Source organism: Algoriphagus sanaruensis (genome assembly GCF_001593605.1).
Taxonomy (GTDB): domain Bacteria; phylum Bacteroidota; class Bacteroidia; order Cytophagales; family Cyclobacteriaceae; genus Algoriphagus; species Algoriphagus sanaruensis.
In genome coordinates this window covers 3,677,561-3,696,169 of record NZ_CP012836.1, presented here as the reverse complement: position 1 = coordinate 3,696,169, position 18,609 = coordinate 3,677,561, and the positions used below count along the sequence as shown (strand labels likewise).

General features: G+C 39.7%; 19 protein-coding genes and 2 tRNA genes. 16 read left to right on the top strand and 5 right to left on the bottom strand.

The window, feature by feature from the left end:
* The first annotated feature begins 1 nt into the window (after position 1).
* The 12 genes from AO498_RS16055 (at position 2) to AO498_RS16000 (ending at position 10,734) form a co-directional block, all read left to right on the top strand.
* Positions 2–628 carry a polysaccharide deacetylase family protein gene (locus tag AO498_RS16055; protein ID WP_067549863.1) on the top strand — a complete coding sequence of 209 codons (627 nt, stop codon included), beginning with the start codon at positions 2–4 and terminating at the stop codon, positions 626–628.
* On the top strand, positions 625–1,725 hold the full coding sequence (locus tag AO498_RS16050) for a glycosyltransferase (RefSeq protein ID WP_067549861.1): 1,101 nt from the start codon (positions 625–627) through the stop codon (positions 1,723–1,725). Before AO498_RS16055 ends, AO498_RS16050 begins: the two co-directional genes overlap by 4 nt.
* Positions 1,722–2,498 (top strand): TatD family hydrolase, encoded by a 777-nt coding sequence (locus AO498_RS16045; protein ID WP_067549859.1) that lies wholly within the window; start codon positions 1,722–1,724, stop codon positions 2,496–2,498. Before AO498_RS16050 ends, AO498_RS16045 begins: the two co-directional genes overlap by 4 nt.
* Positions 2,495–3,562 (top strand): asparaginase, encoded by a 1,068-nt coding sequence (locus AO498_RS16040; RefSeq protein ID WP_067549855.1) that lies wholly within the window; start codon positions 2,495–2,497, stop codon positions 3,560–3,562. Before AO498_RS16045 ends, AO498_RS16040 begins: the two co-directional genes overlap by 4 nt.
* Positions 3,563–3,652: 90 nt before the next feature.
* A tRNA-Ser gene (locus tag AO498_RS16035) sits at positions 3,653–3,740 on the top strand.
* 589 nt (positions 3,741–4,329) lie between these two features.
* Positions 4,330–5,139, top strand: a complete 810-nt coding sequence (locus AO498_RS16030) for a MotA/TolQ/ExbB proton channel family protein (RefSeq protein ID WP_067549853.1) — start codon at positions 4,330–4,332, stop codon at positions 5,137–5,139.
* A 52-nt stretch (positions 5,140–5,191) separates the two neighbouring features.
* On the top strand, positions 5,192–5,521 hold the full coding sequence (locus tag AO498_RS16025) for a hypothetical protein (RefSeq protein ID WP_067549852.1): 330 nt from the start codon (positions 5,192–5,194) through the stop codon (positions 5,519–5,521).
* Between the two features lie 2 nt (positions 5,522–5,523).
* A complete protein-coding gene (locus AO498_RS16020) occupies positions 5,524–6,159 on the top strand; it encodes an ExbD/TolR family protein (RefSeq protein ID WP_067549851.1) in 636 nt (211 codons plus the stop codon).
* A 1-nt stretch (position 6,160) separates the two neighbouring features.
* Positions 6,161–6,625, top strand: a complete 465-nt coding sequence (locus AO498_RS16015; protein ID WP_067549849.1) for an ExbD/TolR family protein — start codon at positions 6,161–6,163, stop codon at positions 6,623–6,625.
* A 61-nt stretch (positions 6,626–6,686) separates the two neighbouring features.
* The gene (locus tag AO498_RS16010) at positions 6,687–8,000 is read left to right on the top strand and encodes an MFS transporter (protein WP_067549848.1); all 1,314 of its coding nucleotides are present in this window, start codon (positions 6,687–6,689) and stop codon (positions 7,998–8,000) included.
* A 3-nt stretch (positions 8,001–8,003) separates the two neighbouring features.
* The gene (locus AO498_RS16005) at positions 8,004–9,485 is read left to right on the top strand and encodes a bifunctional ADP-dependent NAD(P)H-hydrate dehydratase/NAD(P)H-hydrate epimerase (protein WP_067549846.1); all 1,482 of its coding nucleotides are present in this window, start codon (positions 8,004–8,006) and stop codon (positions 9,483–9,485) included.
* Between the two features lie 61 nt (positions 9,486–9,546).
* Entirely contained in the window at positions 9,547–10,734 is a 1,188-nt protein-coding gene (locus tag AO498_RS16000) for an MFS transporter (protein ID WP_067549845.1), read from the top strand.
* 41 nt (positions 10,735–10,775) lie between these two features.
* On the opposite strand, the gene asnS is transcribed toward AO498_RS16000, so the two are convergent.
* Entirely contained in the window at positions 10,776–12,227 is a 1,452-nt protein-coding gene (asnS, locus tag AO498_RS15995) for an asparagine--tRNA ligase (RefSeq protein WP_067549844.1), read from the bottom strand.
* 174 nt (positions 12,228–12,401) lie between these two features.
* Between asnS and rpoN the strand changes: the two genes are divergently transcribed.
* Positions 12,402–13,862, top strand: coding sequence for an RNA polymerase factor sigma-54 (gene rpoN / locus AO498_RS15990; protein ID WP_067549842.1), 1,461 nt, complete (start codon positions 12,402–12,404; stop codon positions 13,860–13,862).
* 50 nt (positions 13,863–13,912) lie between these two features.
* Positions 13,913–14,482 (top strand): PA-phosphatase, encoded by a 570-nt coding sequence (locus AO498_RS15985; RefSeq protein WP_236778611.1) that lies wholly within the window; start codon positions 13,913–13,915, stop codon positions 14,480–14,482.
* Positions 14,483–14,513: 31 nt separating this feature from the next.
* Here the strand turns inward: AO498_RS15985 and AO498_RS15980 are convergent, their stop codons facing one another.
* On the bottom strand, positions 14,514–15,263 hold the full coding sequence (locus AO498_RS15980) for an outer membrane beta-barrel protein (protein WP_067549838.1): 750 nt from the start codon (positions 15,261–15,263) through the stop codon (positions 14,514–14,516).
* A gap of 177 nt (positions 15,264–15,440) precedes the next feature.
* On the opposite strand from AO498_RS15980, the gene AO498_RS15975 reads away from it, so the two are divergent.
* Positions 15,441–15,514 (top strand) — tRNA-Arg (locus AO498_RS15975).
* Positions 15,515–15,617: 103 nt separating this feature from the next.
* Positions 15,618–15,854, top strand: a complete 237-nt coding sequence (locus AO498_RS15970; protein WP_067549836.1) for a DUF903 domain-containing protein — start codon at positions 15,618–15,620, stop codon at positions 15,852–15,854.
* Between the two features lie 82 nt (positions 15,855–15,936).
* On the opposite strand, the gene AO498_RS17430 is transcribed toward AO498_RS15970, so the two are convergent.
* The 3 genes from AO498_RS17430 to AO498_RS15955 all read right to left on the bottom strand — a co-directional run bounded on the left by AO498_RS17430 (position 15,937) and on the right by AO498_RS15955 (position 18,608).
* On the bottom strand, positions 15,937–16,308 hold the full coding sequence (locus AO498_RS17430; protein WP_148660267.1) for a zinc ribbon domain-containing protein: 372 nt from the start codon (positions 16,306–16,308) through the stop codon (positions 15,937–15,939).
* Between the two features lie 10 nt (positions 16,309–16,318).
* A complete protein-coding gene (locus AO498_RS15960) occupies positions 16,319–17,113 on the bottom strand; it encodes an RDD family protein (RefSeq protein ID WP_067549832.1) in 795 nt (264 codons plus the stop codon).
* 268 nt (positions 17,114–17,381) lie between these two features.
* Positions 17,382–18,608, bottom strand: a complete 1,227-nt coding sequence (locus AO498_RS15955; protein ID WP_067549831.1) for an MFS transporter — start codon at positions 18,606–18,608, stop codon at positions 17,382–17,384.
* Between the last annotated feature and the right edge of the window lies 1 nt (position 18,609).

Below are 18,609 nucleotides of genomic sequence, written 5' to 3'. Positions count from 1 at the left end.
CATGGTTTTTCATTCGGTTCCAAAAATCATCCAGAACATTTTCCCCAATCGAATTTGGGAAATGCCTGCAGTGGATCGGAGGATATGGTTGACTTTTGACGATGGTCCTGTACCTGGAGTTACTGATTTTGTTCTAGATGAATTAGGAGCAAGAGGATTTCAAGCCACTTTTTTTATGGTCGGGGAAAATCTCCGTAAACATTCCCGATTGGCGGAGAGAGTTTTAAGTGAAGGTCATCAAATCGGTAATCATACCACCCATCATTTAAACGGTTGGAAGACTAAAACTGAGATCTACCTGGAAGATGTGAGACGCTTTGATCAGTTGCTCAATGAAGAGCTAGGTGAAAAGACCTCGCTATTTCGTCCGCCTTATGGTAGGTTAACTCAAATGCAAGCCATGGAAGTGAAGAAATCCAAAAAGATTGTAATGTGGAGCTTGTTGACAGGAGATTATTCAAAGGGTATCTCTAGCCAGCGAATTCTTCAAAACAGTATCCAAAATACCAAACCAGGAAAGGTGGTTGTTTTTCATGATCAGCAAAAGACAGCCCAAGTTTTACCCCAAATTCTTCCTGCCTATTTGGATTTTTTGAAACGGGAAGATTGGCAAACAGCACTATTATGATTGCCTATGTAGTCGTATGTTTTCTTTTGATCCAGTTTTTAGCGCTATGGATCGCGATTCGGTTTTTTTGGAAAAGGTATGACCAGTCCAAATTCATAGATCCCAAAGTCTCCATTCTAATTGCCGCGAGAAACGAAGAAACTCAATTACCGAGGCTCTTAGAAAGTTTGAAAACGCTAGATTATCCGAAAGAGCTTTTGGAGATTTTGATTGTAGATGATGCCAGTCAAGATCAAACTCAATCGATCCTTTATGATTGGAAAAAAGAATCCGAAAGGCATCAAGTATTAACCCTGAGTGAAGCAGATTTTGGAAAGCTTCATCCCAATGGAAAGGCTAACGCTTTGGCTCAACTGGTCATGCAGGCAACTGGTGATTTTTTCTTTTTTACCGATGCAGATTGCCAGGTTCCAAGAGATTGGATTAAGGCGGGTTTATCGGCATTTACAGATTCTAAAACAGGACTGGTTTTGGGGATTACAGCCGTGCATGGGAATCGGTTTTTGGATCGAATGCAGGCAATGGATTGGTGGAATACACTTGGATTGGTGAAAATTTCGACTGATCTAGGTTTTCCTGCCACGGGTTTGGGAAATAATATGGTTGTCTCCAGAGAGGCATATTTTCAAAGTGGAGGATTTCCAAACACCGCGAATTCACTGACTGAAGATCTTGAATTGGCTCGATTAATTCGAAAGATAGGTTTTAAGATTCGTTACCAATTCACCCAAAACATGCTGGTGAAAACCAAAAGTGAGGGCAGTTTTCGTGCCTTGATGCAACAGCGCAAGCGATGGATGCAAGGTGTCATGTCGCTTTCAATTCCTTGGAAAATCGCTTTGGGGCTTCAATTTGCCTATTTCCCAGCATTAGTTTACTTGATCTTCCATTGGCCGATAGTTGGATATGGAATTTGGATGGGTAAATCTCTGATTCAATGGAGTCTGAACCGGATTTTGGCTGGAAGGGCAGGACAAAAGATGAGATTCACCGACGGATTGCTCTACGATTTTTACCAGTTTCTGACCCTTACGCTAACTATTCTTTATTACTTTTGGCCCCAGAAAACCCCTTGGAAATCCAGAAAATACCCATGAATCTGATCGATACTCATGCCCACATTTATTCATCAAAATTTGATTCTGATCGAGATCAGATCATTGAAGAAATCAAGGCGGCAGGGGTCGAACGAATTTACATGCCCAATGTGGATGTGGAAACAATCAATCGGATGTTGGACTGTGAAGAGCGATATGGGGATTTGTGTATTCCAATGATGGGGCTTCATCCCTGCGATGTCAAGGAAGATTTTAGAGATCAGCTACGAATCATGGAAGAGTGGTTGGGCAAGCGTGATTTTGCGGCAGTGGGAGAGATTGGGACTGATCTGTATTGGGATAAAACTACTTTTGGCATCCAAAAGGAATCCTTGGAGATTCAAATCAACTGGGCTAAATCCTTGAATTTGCCGATCGTGTTGCATTGCAGAGAATCCATTGACGAAACTATCGAGATAATAAGTAGCCATCAGAACGGTACGTTAAAAGGGATTTTTCATTGCTTTACCGGGAGCTTGGAGCAAGCAAAAAAAATTATCGATTTAGGATTTTTATTAGGAATTGGCGGAGTGGTCACTTTCAAAAACGGTGGCTTAGATCAAGTGATTCCTTATATTGGAATAGAAAATTTGGTTTTGGAAACAGATGCGCCGTATTTGGCCCCGGTTCCTCATCGGGGAAAAAGAAATACACCAGCGTATTTGGGAATAATTGCACAGCGAGTAGGTGATCTCAAGGAGATTTCCTCTGCACAGGTAGCAGAATTCACCAAGGCCAATGCACTTAATTTATTTAAGGAGGTAAGAAAATGAATTATAAAATCGTCCGATTAAATACTGGTCTAAAGACGGCAAAGACTGCCTCCGTATTGATTATCTATACTGGGGGAACTTTGGGGATGGCCTATGACGAATCAGGCGCTCTAGTTCCATTTAATTTTGGACAGATTCTCGAAAAAATACCGATCCTGTCCAATATGGACATTGCTATTACGGTTATCTCATTTCCCGAGCCAATTGATTCTTCAAATGTGTCTATGAGACATTGGAAAGACATGGCCTATATTATTTATGAGAACTATGATAGTTATGATGGCTTTGTGGTATTGCATGGCACTGATACCATGGCCTATTCCGCATCCATGTTGAGTTACATGCTCAATGGGTTAAATAAGCCAGTCATATTCACAGGAGCGCAATTACCTATTTCGGCGATGCGCTCAGATGCAAGGGAAAATTTGATGACTTCCCTCGAAATCGCTACCGCTAAAATCAATGGCCGGCCTATTGTCCCTGAGGTATGCATCTTTTTCAACCACATGCTCCTGAGAGGAAATCGGGCTAAAAAAGTACAAAGTATCCACTTTGATGCTTTTGAGTCCGAAAACTACCCCATTCTGGCGGAGGCAGGGATTGTGATCGACTACAATACCAATGCGATCAGACCTTATGAGGCGACGCGTAAATTGAAAAATCTGAACAATCTCGATAACCGGGTCATGATTCTGAAGCTTTTCCCTGGAATCACCGATAAAATCATGGATGCATGTTTCAGTATTGACGGGCTTAGAGGAGTTGTCTTAGAAACCTATGGTTCGGGGAATAGTCCATCAGAAGCTTGGTTTATGCAGTCTTTAGAAAAAGCGATCAAAAAGGGATTAATTATTTTAAATGTCTCTCAATGTAATGGTGGACGTGTAATTCAAGGTCGATATGAGACAAGCAAAGAATTGCTGGCAGTTGGGGTAGTGAGCGGTGCAGATATGACCACTGAAGCAGCAGTCACTAAATTGATGTTTTTATTGGGGCAAAATTATAGTCGAGAGGAAGTGTGTCTCAAACTCACTCAATCTATAGCAGGGGAAATAACCGCATGATTTTTCGGTTATTTTATCGTCTGGTTTGGAAAGGGGAGGAATAATTTTTTTCTTTGCACTCCGATTCCGAAAGGGACCAAAAATCAACACAGAGAGGTGTCCGAGTGGTTGAAGGAGCACGCCTGGAAAGTGTGTATACCCCTAAAGGGTATCGAGGGTTCGAATCCCTTCCTCTCTGCATCAATAGCCAACTTTAGCGATAAGGTTGGCTTTTTTGTTTCCTCTTGTTTTATCAAAAAGAAGGTGGACTGATTGAGGAACCTCGGGGTTGAAATTGGCCTCCAGGAGATACTTGGAGGTATGAGCGATTTGGCAGTTTGTAAATGAGGTCCAAAATTGCAGACAATCATTTTTTACAATTCAAGGAAGTTACGTTTCGATTACAATTCGATACAGGAAGAATAAATTTTTAAATCCTCGTAAATGATGCGATCGAAATGATTGTGAACTCAGCCCGTGAATGGAAAAGAAGAAAGAAAATTACTTTTATTTTAATGATTCTTTTGAAAACCAATATATTGGCTAATCTTTGAACAAGTGGATCAAAAAATTCAGATAATTTGGGTTTAAAAACCCCATTCAATGATTCCTGTGTTTTTCATTCCATTCATGTAAAAATTGGCTTTAAATCATTTAAAACAGGGGATTCTTTCAAAAAAGTAAAAAGAACCCATTGTTTTTTGAATTTAAAAAATGATAACTTTAAAGCCTCGATTTAATCTGGAAACCATTTAACCTTTATCAAAAGTCTATTTAAAAATCACATTATGAGAAAGTTAATCGCTTTGTTCATGCTTGCAGGTATCCTATTTGTTCCTGTTTTCGCTAACGCACAAGATGCAGCTGCTGACACAACTGCTGCAACTGAAGAAACTCAAGCAGTAGAAGAGCCTGCTGCATCCCCAACTATGGTTGACGACGAGATCGTCGCTGAGGAGCAAAGCTTCCACCAAATCATCAAAGAAAAGTTTATCGAAGGTGATCCAGTGTACATGACTCCAGTATTGATCTGTTTGATCTTGGGTCTTGCTATTGCATTGGAAAGAATCATCACTTTGAACCTTTCTACTACTAACACTAAGAAGTTGATCAACAAAATCGAAGAGGCTTTGGCTTCTGGAGGCGTTGAAGCTGCTAAGGATGTTACTAAGAGCACTAAAGGTCCAGTTGCTTCTATCTTTACCCAAGGCTTGATGAGATACTCAGAAGGTATCGAAATGGTTGAAAAATCAATCATTGCTTACGGTTCAGTTGAAATGGGCCGTTTGGAAAAAGGTCTTGTATGGATCTCTCTTTTCATCTCTTTGGCTCCAATGTTGGGCTTCATGGGTACGGTAATCGGTATGATCTTCGCCTTCGATACCATCGAGGCTGCTGGTGATATCTCTCCTTCAATCGTAGCAGGTGGTATTAAAATCGCCCTTTTGACTACAGTTGCTGGTTTGATCGTTGCGATTATCCTACAGTTGTTCTACAACTACCTAGTAGCTAAAATCGACTCTTTGGTAAATGACATGGAAGACGCTTCTATCTCTTTGGTAGACGTGTTGGTGAAGCACAAGTTGACTGGTAAGTAATTCCAGCCTTCTGGTTCAATTAATAAGTCATTTAACTTTAAGTTGATTTAATATGGATACTTACGATATCATTTTATACGTTGGATACGCGCTAGTCGGCTTAGGTGCTGTTTTCGCAGTTGTCCTTCCATTGATCAAGTCATTGGATGATCCTAAGAGCTTGCTTAAGACAGGTCTTGGTGTTCTAGTGATCTTTGTTCTCTTCTTCATTAGCTACTCTATTTCTTCAAATGAAGTATTGCCTAAGTTTGAAGGAGAACCATTCAACCTAACTCCTCAGATGTCTCAAATTGTTGGTGGCTTTTTAGTTACTACTTACATTTTGACGATCATTGCAGTAGTTGGAATTGTTATTACTGAACTCAATAAAGCGATCAAATAATCATGGCGAGAAGTAAAGGAAGAATGAGTCAGGAGGTTAATGCGGGTTCGATGGCTGACATCGCCTTCCTGCTATTGATCTTCTTTCTCGTGACGACTACGATCGCTTCGGATAAGGGGATTCTAAACATCCTACCTCCGAAGTTGGATCCGAACGTACCGCCACCAGATATTAAGAAAAACGAGCGTAACATCTTCAACGTGTTGATTAACGCGAATGATGATTTGCTTGTAGAAGGCGAGTACAGAAGAACTGCTGAAGGTCTGGATCAAGATTTTAAAGATTTCATCTTGAATTTTGGTGCTCCTGATGAGGATGCAGCTGCTTTGTTCAACACATTGCCAGCTTCACTTCAAGCGCAAGCATTAAGAAGACCTGAATCTTCAGATCACCCAGGTGAAGCAGTTATTTCCATCAAAACCAACCGTGGTACAAGCTACGATGTATTCTTGGAAGTATTTGACTTAGCGAAAAAGGCATATTTTGAAATTTATGCTGAGCGAGTTGGGTTGACTGCTGACGAATACAGAGGTTTGACTGGAGAAGATGAAGCTTCAAAAGCGCTTCAAGACAAAGGAAAAGAAGGAATCCCTATGGCGATTTCTATTGCTGAACCTGATAAAATAGGAGGTAATTGATATGGCAAAGTTTAAGAAAAAGACCAAAACACAGGAAAGTATTCCTACGTCTGCCTTGCCTGATATCATCTTCATGTTGTTGTTCTTCTTCATGGTGACTACCGTATTGAGAGAGCAAGACATCTTGGTAGAGCAAAAAATTCCTCAAGCAACGCAGCTTCAAAAGCTTCAAAAGAAGACTTTGATTTCCTACATCTACATCGGTAAGCCAAAAAACACCGGCTTGTATGGTAGCGAACCAAGAATTCAAGCAAACGATGCGTTGTTGAATGCTCCTGAGTTGGTTCAGTGGGTTAACCAAGAGCGTGATAAACTCCCTGAAGCAGATAGAGGTCTAATCACCATTTCCATGAAAGTGGACAAAGACGTGAAAATGGGTCCTATCTCCGACGTTCAGACAGAACTTAGAAATGCAGATGCTCGTCGTGTGCTTTATGCTTCGACTGGTAAGATTTATGATAAATAATTTGCATTAAACCTTATATTTAAAGCCATCCTCTAATCGGGATGGCTTTTTTTATCACCCTATGAAACTAAGACTTAGCAATAAAAGTAAAGTACAAGGCGCCTGGGCCATGTATGATTGGGCCAATTCGGTTTATAGTTTGGTTATTACCTCTACCATTTTCCCTGTTTACTATAATAGTGTTACCAAGGGAATTGATGGTTCTGACCGAGTTTCTTTTTTTGGATGGGAAGTAGTTAATACGGTTTTATATTCCTACTCCATTTCATTTTCATATTTGGTAATTGCTATTTTTTCTCCACTTCTGTGTGGTATGGCCGATGCTTCAGGTAGGAAGTTGTTGTTTATGAAATTATTTGCCTATCTGGGATCAATAGCTTGTATAGGTTTATTCTTTTTTGATGGATCTAATTTAGAATTTGGGATTCTTTGTAGTGTTCTGGCAAGTATTGGTTACGCTGGAAGTATCGTTTTCTACAATGCCTATTTGCCTGAAATTGCCGAAGAAAGTGAGTATGATTTTTTAAGTGCCCGTGGATTTGCTTTGGGGTATGTAGGAAGTGTGATTTTATTGGTTTTAAACCTTTTGATGATCCAATTTCCAGATTGGTTTGGTTTGCCAGAAGGAAGTTTGGCAGCACGATTATCCTTTTTAATTACCGGAATTTGGTGGGCTGGGTTTTCTCAAATTCCATTTAAGTATCTCCCCAAAAATCCATTTAAAAAGAAAATTCATCGAGCCTTAATCTTGAAAGGCTATCAAGAAATCCGGAAAGTATATGCTGAGGTAAAGGAAAAGTCCATGATGAAACGCTTCCTTTATTCTTTCTTTTTTTATTCGATGGGTGTACAAACAGTGATGTATCTCGCCGCTTCTTTTGGAGATAAAGAGCTTAAAATGCCCGGAGACCAACTCATCCTCACAATTTTGATTATCCAGTTCGTAGCCATCATTGGAAGCTATTTGTTTGCCTTTGTTTCAAAAAAATTCGGCAATAAAATCAGCCTAATGATCATGGTGTTTATCTGGATAGGGATCTGTGGTTCGGCTTACTATGTGTATGAAGTTCTTCAGTTTTATGCCTTGGCCTTTGTAGTGGGTATGGTAATGGGAGGAATTCAATCACTTTCCCGATCAACATTTTCAAAGCTTATCCCGGAAGAAACCACCGATCACGCATCTTATTTCAGTTTCTTTGATGTTACCGAAAAACTGGCAATTGTAATAGGAACCTTCACCTATGGGGCGATTGAACAACTTACTGGAAGCATGCGAAATTCTGCTCTATTTCTAGGGGTGTTCTTTATTGTAGGATTGGGTTTTCTGATTTTAGTGACCATTCCAAAGACTGCCTTATCTCCTAAATCGAATTAGGTTATGCTCAAGATTCTTTCTGGAAATCAGGTGAAAATTCTCGATTTGAATCATCAACAAGAGCTAGGTATTTCAAGTCTTGAATTAATGGAAAAATCGGCTCACTCTTTCGTCGAGTGGTGGGCTGGGCAATCTTTTCAATTTGAAAAAGCCGTTGCAATTTTTGTTGGCTCTGGTAATAATGGGGGAGATGGTTTAGCAATTGCCAGGCTATTGTCAAAAGGTGGAATAAATGTAAATGTATTTACCTGTTTTGACTCTGAGGATAAGTTAAGTCCTGATACTTCTACAAATCTTAACCTCTTGCCAGCCGGAATTCCAGTAGAATCTTGGACTTTATTTGATTCCAGTCGCTATTCTGCTGTGATTGATTCTTTTTTGGGTGTAGGACTTCGAGGTGAGTTAAGGCCAAAGGCGATTTCAATTATAGAAAAGATCAATTCCTTTTTGGGTAAAGGTCCAATATATTCAGTGGATTTGCCCAGTGGTCTTCCTTCTGATGAGTCGCTTTCCAATTTGACACCTGTTGTTTCAGCAAGTTTCACACTTACCTTTTCGTTTCCGAAGCTGTCTTTATTATTTCCGGAACATGCCTCAGTAGTAGGAGAGTTGGTTTTATTGGATATCGGAATTCCAGATGAATCCCATGAACGATTGGAAGGCGAGAACTATTACTTGCAAAAAAAGGATGTGATCCCTTTACACCGGCGATTTCATCGATTTTCTCATAAAGGGGATTTTGGAAAGGTGCTCATTTGGGCGGGTCAAAAAGGGAAAATGGGGGCAGCAATATTAGCAGCGAAGGCAGCTTTGAGAACGGGCTCTGGCTTAGTCACCCTTCAGATTCCAGAATCTGAGCGGCAAATCATTCAGATTGCGGTGCCTGAGGCGATGTGTGTTTTTGATCCAGTGGACTCCCATGATTTTGATGCCATTGCACTTGGTCCCGGATTAGGGCAAAAGATCAGTGTGGAGGTGCTAAGTTCCTTTTTTACTTCAACTCATTGTCCCCTTGTTATCGATGCAGATGGTTTAAATCTTCTTGCTAGTCATCCTGAATTAATCGCTAAAATTCCAAAAGGAAGTATTCTTACCCCTCATTTAGGGGAGTTTTCAAGGCTCTTCGGTACTACATATTCCTCTCATTTGGATCGGATCAAAGTAGGAAGAGAGTTTTGTTTGAAATACGAATTGAACTTGGTTATCAAAGGAGCGAATTCAGCCATTTGCTTGGCGGATGGCAGAGTTATTTTTAATTCCTCCGGAACTAAGCATATGGCTACCGGAGGGGTAGGAGATGTTCTTTCAGGCATCCTGGTTTCCTTTTTGGGCCAAGGTTATTCACCCATTTCGGCAGTTCTTTGTGGGGTATATCATCACGGATTGGCAGGGGAGATCGCAGGATCGGATTATGGGAGATCGATGATTGCAACCGATCTTGTGGAGGCTATTCCTGAATCTTTTCTAGCTTTGGACATTGATTAAAAAATCTCATTGGGGCAAACTTAATTTTTGAAAAAAAGGTTAGTCACCCATTACCCCTTTTATGCGAAACGAGAAACTTCTACTTTGGACTTTAGCCATAATCAATTTTATCCACATCGTGGATTTTATGATTTTGATGCCCTTGGGTCCCCAATTGATGCGGATCTTTGAAATTGGTCCCAGCGAATTTAGCTTATTGGTTTCATCGTATACATTCAGTGCGGGAGCATCCAGTTTTTTGGGTGCCTTTTTCTTGGATCGATTTGACCGAAAAAAAATCCTTCTTTGGGTTTATGTAGGGTTTACGCTCGGAACTTTGGGCTGTGCTTTTTCACCGAATTTCCCTATTCTGTTGATCGCTCGAGTTTTGTCTGGGGTTTTTGGTGGACTTACCTCCGCATTGATTTTGGCGATCATTGGAGATGTTGTTCCATTTGAGCATCGTGGAAAAGCGATGGGATTAGTTATGTCTGCCTTTTCCTTTGCGTCTGTAATGGGAGTTCCATTGGGGCTTTTCTTGGCAAGTTTGTCCAATTGGCATACGCCATTTTTCATTCTGACTGGACTTTCTGTGGTTAGTTTGGGAATGATTATCAAGTTTATTCCCGAATTATCCGATCACTTGGTTCACGATATTAAACGCCCACATCCCTTGGAAGTAATCCGACGTGTGACGGGTAATGCCAATCAAATGAGAGCCATTACTCTTTCGGTAATGATGATGTTTGGGCAGTTTATGATTATCCCATTTTTGAGTCCTTACAATGTAGCCAATGTAGGTTTTACGGATATGCAATTGACGTATGTCTATATCGCAGGAGGAGCCTTTACGATTTTTACCTCTCCCTGGGTGGGAAAGCTCTCTGATCGGCATGGGAAGCTTAAGATCTTTACCATTTTTATGATACTAAACTTAATCCCCATTGGAATTATTACTCATTTGGGGGTGACCCCGGTTCCTTTGGTGCTGATTATAACCACCATGTTTTTTGTCACTTCCAATGGGCGATATGTACCAGCAGCCGCGATTATCACAGGGACCGCCAAACCTGAAAACAGGGGCAGTTTCCTAAGTTTCAACTCAGCCGTTCAGCAGTTGGCTTCTGGATTTGCAGCCCTTTTAGCAGGGATGATTATCGGTGAAAATGAACTCGGGCAACTCACCAATTTTAATTTTGTGGGTTATTTGGCAATTTTCTTCAGTATCCTTTGTATTCCTTTGGCCAGAAGAGTGAAGGTTGTCAGTTAAACAAAAAACCTCGCTTTGTCTAAGCGAGGTTTTTTTTGATTTTAGAATTCTGCGTTTCCTGGTGTTCTCGGGAAGGCAATTACATCCCTAATATTACTCATACCTGTCACAAAGAGTACCATCCGCTCGAAACCTAAGCCGAATCCAGCATGTGGCGTAGCTCCAAATCGTCGGGTATCAAGGTACCACCAGAGTTCTTCTTCTGGAATATTCATCTCTTGCATCCGCTGTGTAAGCTTTTCTAGCCTTTCTTCTCGCTGAGAACCACCCACAATTTCACCAATGCCTGGGAATAGGATATCCATCGCGGCTACGGTTTTGCCATCTTCATTTTGACGCATGTAGAAGGCTTTGATATCCTTAGGATAGTCCGTCAAAATCACCGGCTTTTTGAAGTGCTTTTCCACCAAATATCGCTCATGCTCAGACTGTAAGTCTGCACCCCATGATTCGATCAGGTATTGGAATTTCTTCTTTTTATTTGGATTGCTATTGCGGAGAATATCAATTGCCTCGGTGTAGGTAAGTCTGACAAAGTCATTTTCGACTACAAACTTGAGTTTCTCAATCAAGCCCAATTCAGCCCGCTGATCCGCAGGTTTGGTATTTTCTTCATCTTGAGCTCGCTGAGCTAAAAACTTCAGATCTTCCTCACAATGTTCGAGCGCATAGCGGATTACGTATTTCAGGAAGTCTTCCGCTAAATTTTGGTTGTCCTCCGCATCGTAGAAAGCCATCTCTGGCTCGATCATCCAAAACTCAGCAAGGTGTCTTGTAGTATTGGAGTTTTCTGCACGAAAAGTCGGTCCAAAGGTGTAAATCTCAGATAAGGCCATGGCAGCAAGTTCGCCTTCCAATTGACCCGAAACAGTCAAATTGGTCTCCCGCTCAAAGAAGTCCTGCTTGTAATCCACTTTTCCGTCTTCGGTTCGTGGTGGGTTTCCGATCGGGAGTGTGGTTACATGAAACATTTCCCCTGCACCTTCTGCATCCGATGCTGTAATAATCGGAGTGTGGATATAGAAAAATCCCTTGTCGTTGAAATACTTATGCACCGCAAATGCCAAAGCATGACGGACACGGAATACAGCCCCGAAGGTATTGGTTCGCATCCGAAGATGGGCAATCTCCCGAAGAAATTCCAAAGAGTGCTTCTTAGGTTGTAGAGGATATTTTTCAGGATCTGCTTCGCCTAGGATTTCGATCGACTGAGCATTGATTTCAGAAGATTGTCCTGATCCAAGGCTTTCTACTACAGAGCCGGTGATTTTGATACAGGCTCCAGTGCTACACTTTTTCAAAATGTCATCAGCAATCACATTGGGATCAGCCACCACTTGGTAATTGGTGATAGTCGAGCCGTCATTAAGCGCAATAAAGGACACATTTTTATTGCTTCGCTTCGTTCTTACCCAGCCCATAAGGGTGATTTCCTGTCCGATCAGGTTTTGCTCGAGGACAGTTTTGATTTTAACCCGCTTGTTAAATGCCATTAGCTAATTTTTTTAGAAAAAGGAGATTTCCTATCTATTTGAGAAGGAATGCAAAAAAACGATTAAATCACCTTTTTATCAAAAAATTGCCCGTTTTTCCTAAATTTGATCAGTTGGCTTTTTCCTTGGAAAAAGCTTTTTTTGAACCCAAATAGCAGGATTTAATCCCTTTCCATGCAAAAGCTTAATCTTACACAATCGCTTTCACAGAAGCTTTCTCCGCAGCAAATTCAGTTTATCAAATTGTTGCAGGTGCCTACAGCGGAACTGGATGCACGTATTGAAGAGGAATTGGAAATTAATCCCGCGCTGGAGGAAGGGCGCGAGGAAGAATCTGATAAAGCTCAAGAAGAGGATGATTTTGAGGATTCGTATGAGGATGATTTGGGGCGGGATGATCATGAAATCAACTTGGATGACTATCTCGATGATGAGTATAGTGGGTATAAAATGCAAGGAGATGGGAATTACAACGCCGACGAGGAAGATCGGGAAATTCCAATATCCTCCCAGTCGAGCTTGCATGAGCAGCTGATCTCCCAGCTTAACTTTTTGAAACTGGATGATCGTCAGAAAATCATTGGTCAGCAATTGATCGGAAGTATTGAAAATGATGGCTATATCCGCCGGGATCTCGAGGCAATCATTAATGATTTGGCTTTTTCTCAAAATATTGAAACGGATATTGATGAGATGGAGGAGATCCTTAGGAAGATTCAAACTTTTGATCCTGCAGGAATCGCCGCAAGAAATCTTCAAGAATGCCTGATTATTCAATTGGAGCGGAAAGAGCACCCAGATGATCCGATGGTTTTACATGCCTTAGCCATTGTTCAGGATTGTTTTGAAGAATTCACCAAAAAGCATTACCCTAAAATTCAAAAGAGACTGGATCTTTCTGAGGAGGAGATCAAAGATGCGGTCAATCTAATTACGCGATTAAATCCTAAGCCAGGAGGTATTTCTGATGGCTTGGTCCGTACGCAATACATCATTCCTGATTTTATTTTGACCAACAATAGCGGGAAGCTAGAGGTCAGTCTAAATTCTAAAAATGCTCCTGAACTTCGGATTTCTAGATCCTATGCGGATATGTTTGACGCGTATGATAAGAGTGACAAGAAAGATAAAAAGCTTAAAGAAACTGTCACTTTTGTCAAGCAAAAACTTGATGCCGCCAAATGGTTTATCGATGCAATCAAACAGCGCCAAAATACGCTTTTGAGAACCATGGAGGCGATTCTTAACTATCAAAAGGAATTTTTTATCGATGGAGATGAGACTAATCTTCGACCGATGATTCTAAAGGATATTGCTGAGAAAATTGATATGGATATTTCAACGGTTTCTCGTGTGGCAAATAGTAAATCCATTCAGACGGAGTTTGGAGTTTATCCTTTGAAATATTTCTTTTCAGAGGGGATTGCTACAGATAGTGGGGAAGATGTCAGCAATCGAGAAGTCAAATCAGTATTGCAGGGAATGGTGGATGCCGAGGATAAAAAGAAACCGCTATCTGATGATAAGCTGGTGAAAATGCTGAATAAAAAAGGGTACAATATTGCTCGCCGTACAGTTGCCAAATACCGTGAGCAACTCCAGATTCCTGTAGCAAGACTTAGAAAGGAATTGTAGTGTTGAGGTTTTTTTCGCTAACTATTTCTGTTGTATTTCAACCTTTGCTGATGCCGATTTTGGTCGTCGGAATGGTCCTTTTTGGAGTCCCTCAGGCAAGCAGTATCCCGGAAGAATTCAAGTACCGGTTGTTCTTTTTAATCGTACTTTCTACGTTATTGATTCCGATGGTGACTATTCTCGGGCTTCGTCTAAGTGGCTTGGTAAAAAGTCTTCATATGGCTGAACTGAAAGATCGAACCATTCCTTTTTTGATTATCTGCCTCTATTATATTTTGATTACCTACTTTTTGTACCAAAAGACGGAACTTGATCCAGTGCTTTGGTTGAGTATGGCGATTATTACTTCAGCTGTGATTTTTCTGACCTTGGTTACCTTCTTTTGGAAAATGTCCGCACATATGGTCGGAGCTGGAGGATTTTTGGGTGTTGTGATTTGCCTAGCCTTGAAATTCACTTCCTATCAAATGGTATATCCTCTTCTGGCGGCGATTCTTCTTTCTGGAATTATAGCTTCTTCCCGCCTTTATCTCAATGCACATCGACCTGCAGAAGTATATGCTGGATTCTGTACAGGTTTGCTGATTTGTCTGGGAGGATTTTTTTGGATTTGGAGCTAAAAAAAAACCGGGTGAAAACCCGGTCTAAATTTTAAAATACAGTGAACGCTATTCCGAAGGTTAAAGGTGTGGCCTCTGTGGCAAATGGCCCTCGACCTGGCTGGAACATCGAATTGATGTAATAGTTCATCCACATGTAGAATCCTGGAGTTCCTGCTTTGAAGGAAACCGCATATCTAAATTTCTCAAGTCCGAAATTTTGAGAATCCTTGATTTTTTTACTTCCAACAGCTGCAGTTTCGTAGGCGATTTTGGTGTGAGCATTGTAAAGGAATCCCACTTTTCCACCTAACGTGAATCTAAAGCTTCTTGAATAATTGGATTTGTTTAGGTGATAGCGAATATCCAAAGGCACCTCAAAGTAGTTTGCCGAGAAGTTGTTTTTGTTAATTACAGCCGTGGAGCCATATACATCAGACAAATTCAAAAGGCTTGAAGATTCTGCTCCCAAGGTAGGATTGATAAAAAGGTTCTTATTGCCTTTGAATTCTAATTTATCTGTAGCGATTCCAATCCCTGGATTGAAAGTAAATCCAGAGCCTTCACCGAAAAGCTGGATAGGAACTTGATAGAATACATTGAAGGTTCTGGAAGTGATAAACCGCGTAGTCAAATCTGCCGGTCTATTGTTGAGTTGATTGAATCCAAATTCAAAACTCAAATCGCTGGGAATGTTTGGTCTACCACTGACAGGGAGTTTTACCTTTGGTTCTGTTTCTTGGGAAATGGACAGCTGAGGGATAAGCGCGCAAGCGAGAAACAGGAGGAATAATTTTTTCATTAAAAGCAACTTCTAAGGTTGAGAATGTGGGCAAAAATAGAAAATCCTTCAAGAATTCTGGGGTTTAGGCTCTTAATTATTCTTAAGTTAAATTCAGGATTGGATATAAAATCCAATAATTCTTTGGACGGGATATTTGGAGAAAAAAGATAAATAGGTACTTTTGCACACCGAATCGGCCTCGTAGCTCAACTGAATAGAGCACCTGATTACGGCTCAGGAGGTTTCAAGTTTGAATCTTGACGAGGTCACAAAGCTCAACTGAAAAGTTGAGCTTTTTTTATTGTCACAAGCGAAGAATGAAAGGTTGATTTTTAATGCCTACTTTCTATTTTTGAGTCAAATCCTTTTCCTATGCGATTGATTTTAATCTGTCTTCTGGCCCTCTCTTTTTCAGCTTGCGATAATATCCTTGAAGTGATTCGAATTGATGGACCTTGTTCAATTCAACTTACGGATGGAACCACCATTTTTACAGAGGACAGCCTTGAAATCTTAGAAAGCACGGGAACTATCACCTATCGAGACGACGAAGGAAGACTTTGGTCTTTAACCAAAGATGAGTACACGAGCTATTCCTGTGGGAATTGATTTTCCCTTCAAAAACTAGTACATAATCTTCGCCTATAAGGTTCTATTGTAGCAAATGCAAAAAAACCGTTAATAATTTTTCTTATTCAAATATCCAAGTAAAATTCCCATAAGACCAGTATAGGACCATTATCGCTGTTAATATTATACCGATGATTTTTATCGTTTGATTTTTTATTGCTATTGGGACTAAAATGTAGATTAGGTTTCCTAAAATCCATAAAGTGCCTTGAAAATATTTGGTTGGAACTTCATACCAATCATCTACTAATTTTTGTATTGTAAAATTTGCAACTGTAATAACAAAAGTAATAAATATAAAAATAGTGAGTAATGTGTCCGATATCTTAGAATGCTTGTCTTTATTTGAAGGTATAAAGTTCAACTCCATTCCACAATTCTTACAGAATTTTGCTCCAGCCTCATTTTGGGTGTTACAGCGTTTACAGATCATATTATTTTGATTAGTAGTTCTTTTTATCAATTACTTGTGTATTTGCGGCTTTGTCACCAAGTTTTCTTCCATCTTCCGTTGCTAACACCATAATTGGTTCTATTAACCAACCAACAAAAGGAATTATTGCAACCAATCCTGAAATAAAATTTCTTAAAAATGATTTTCCTTTATCACATGGTCTATTGTTTTCAAGGTTCACAACCATTAAATCAAGTGATCTTTTCCCCCAACTTTGTCCTTGTCCCAATCCATCTTTAATAAAGTGATAAACTAAAGGAATTAAGTAGAATAAAAAAGCTGTGAGGAAAAGTCCAATTACATCATCTTCATTATTATAACTTTCTAACTTTGCTATTCCTAACCAAAAAAATATAAGGGAGGGAATAGAAAGCCCTAAACCAATTATTCCGTCCAACAATGTAGCTAAAAATCTATTTCCCAATGATGCTTTAGGATATTTTTGATTTATACCAAACGTTTGAAAGGATTGTGATTCCCCATAAATGGGTTGATCAAAATTCCTTGATATTATGATTTTAACTTCTCCGCCATCTTTTGGACAAAATTTAATGTCATCATTATAAGAAGAATTACAAGTTACACATTTTGGAATTAAGTCCTGTTGTCGTACAAGTTTTGATCCGTCACTTACACAGAATTTAGTATTTGTCTGATATGATCTTTTACATTTTGGGCAAATAGGATTTTCAATGTATTCCAATTCTAAATTGCAACCACAAGCTTGGCAGAATTTCGTTCCTTCTTTGAATTTGTTTCCGCATTTAGGACAATTATAATTCATGTTTTTTATGTTCTATTCTATAAATAGTTGGTCTATCTTGATTTTAGTCAATTTCAATTGTTAAAGATTAAATTCATACAAAGTTATTTTGCATAAAACTGTGAAATTACCGAAAATTCATTATTTCAAACTTACTTTTCTTAGACTTAGAAGTCTTTAATCTCGGAAATTTATTAAATTTTATTATTAAAATAATATTTAAATTTATCAATTGAAGATTTAATATCCAACTATAAAAAAGCAGCCCGAAGGCTGCTTTAAGTGACTCTTAATGAGTTGTTTTACCAGTTGTTTTTACCCCTCTTTGCCAAATGAAGAATATAACAAACAATACAATTAATATGCCGGGGAATAAGACCATTTTTTGTAGTGTCTCTTGCCCAGTAGCTAGATCTATAGCTTCTTTAGTGTTATAAATGGAGCTGAATTTCTCATTCGCATTATCAATCCATTTACCAATAATTGGTTGAAAAATACCAGATGAGAACATTCCTACTGCTCCAATAACTGACATGCCAAGAGCACTACTTAATGGAACTCTCTTAGCAACTGCACCAACCATAACTGGCCAAAAATAAGCATATCCCAAACCATATAGGATTGCGGCAACATAGGCCATTGGTCCTGTTAAAATACTAAATAGATAAATTCCAATTGCAGTTAAAATAGCTCCGAATAAAAGTACTCCGGTTTGACCTAATGAAGAAACAACCGGTCCCGCAAAAAATCTTAAAATTGTAACAAGACCTGCTGTTAAGGCTAGAATTATCATTGGGTCTGCACCGCTACTTCCAAGAATAACTTCAACCCATTGACCAGGGCCAAATTCTGAAATAGCAGTTAAAGCCATGCATGCTATAAGAAATAAATATACAGGACTTACCATAGCTTTAAGATTGCTTTTTAATGAAGTAGCTTCATTTACTGCTGGTTCAGGGAACTTTTTGCCAAAGAACAATACAAAATAGGTTATGGCAGGAATCATTACGACTCCCATTTGGGCTTGCCATCCTAAATTTAAAATTGTCATCAATTTCGAAATTAAGGCGCCCATTACAATACCCCCCGGGAACCACATGTGAAACCTGTTGAGCATTTTGTCCATTTTAGGTCCAGAAAACATATCTGCGATCATGGGATTACACGCTGCTTCGGTACAACCAGTTCCTAACCCGATACAAAGCATAGAGATTAGTAATCCTATGTACCCAGTCGCAAAAATAGTTAGAAGTACTCCAAGAATATGAGCGACAAATGCGATCTTCATTATAATTTTAGGGCCAACTGAATGGTAAACCAAACCTCCAATTATCATGGAAATTGGGAAACCATAGAACCACATAGAACTGATGTGCCCAAGTTGTTCTCGAGAAAGTTCAAACTCGGTGCCAAGCTGAGAAAGGATGCCAGCTCTTATAGAGAAAGAAAGGCCAGTTGTGATTAGTGCAAAACAACTTCCGATGAAGAGGGCACTTTTGTTGATGGATTGAGTCATA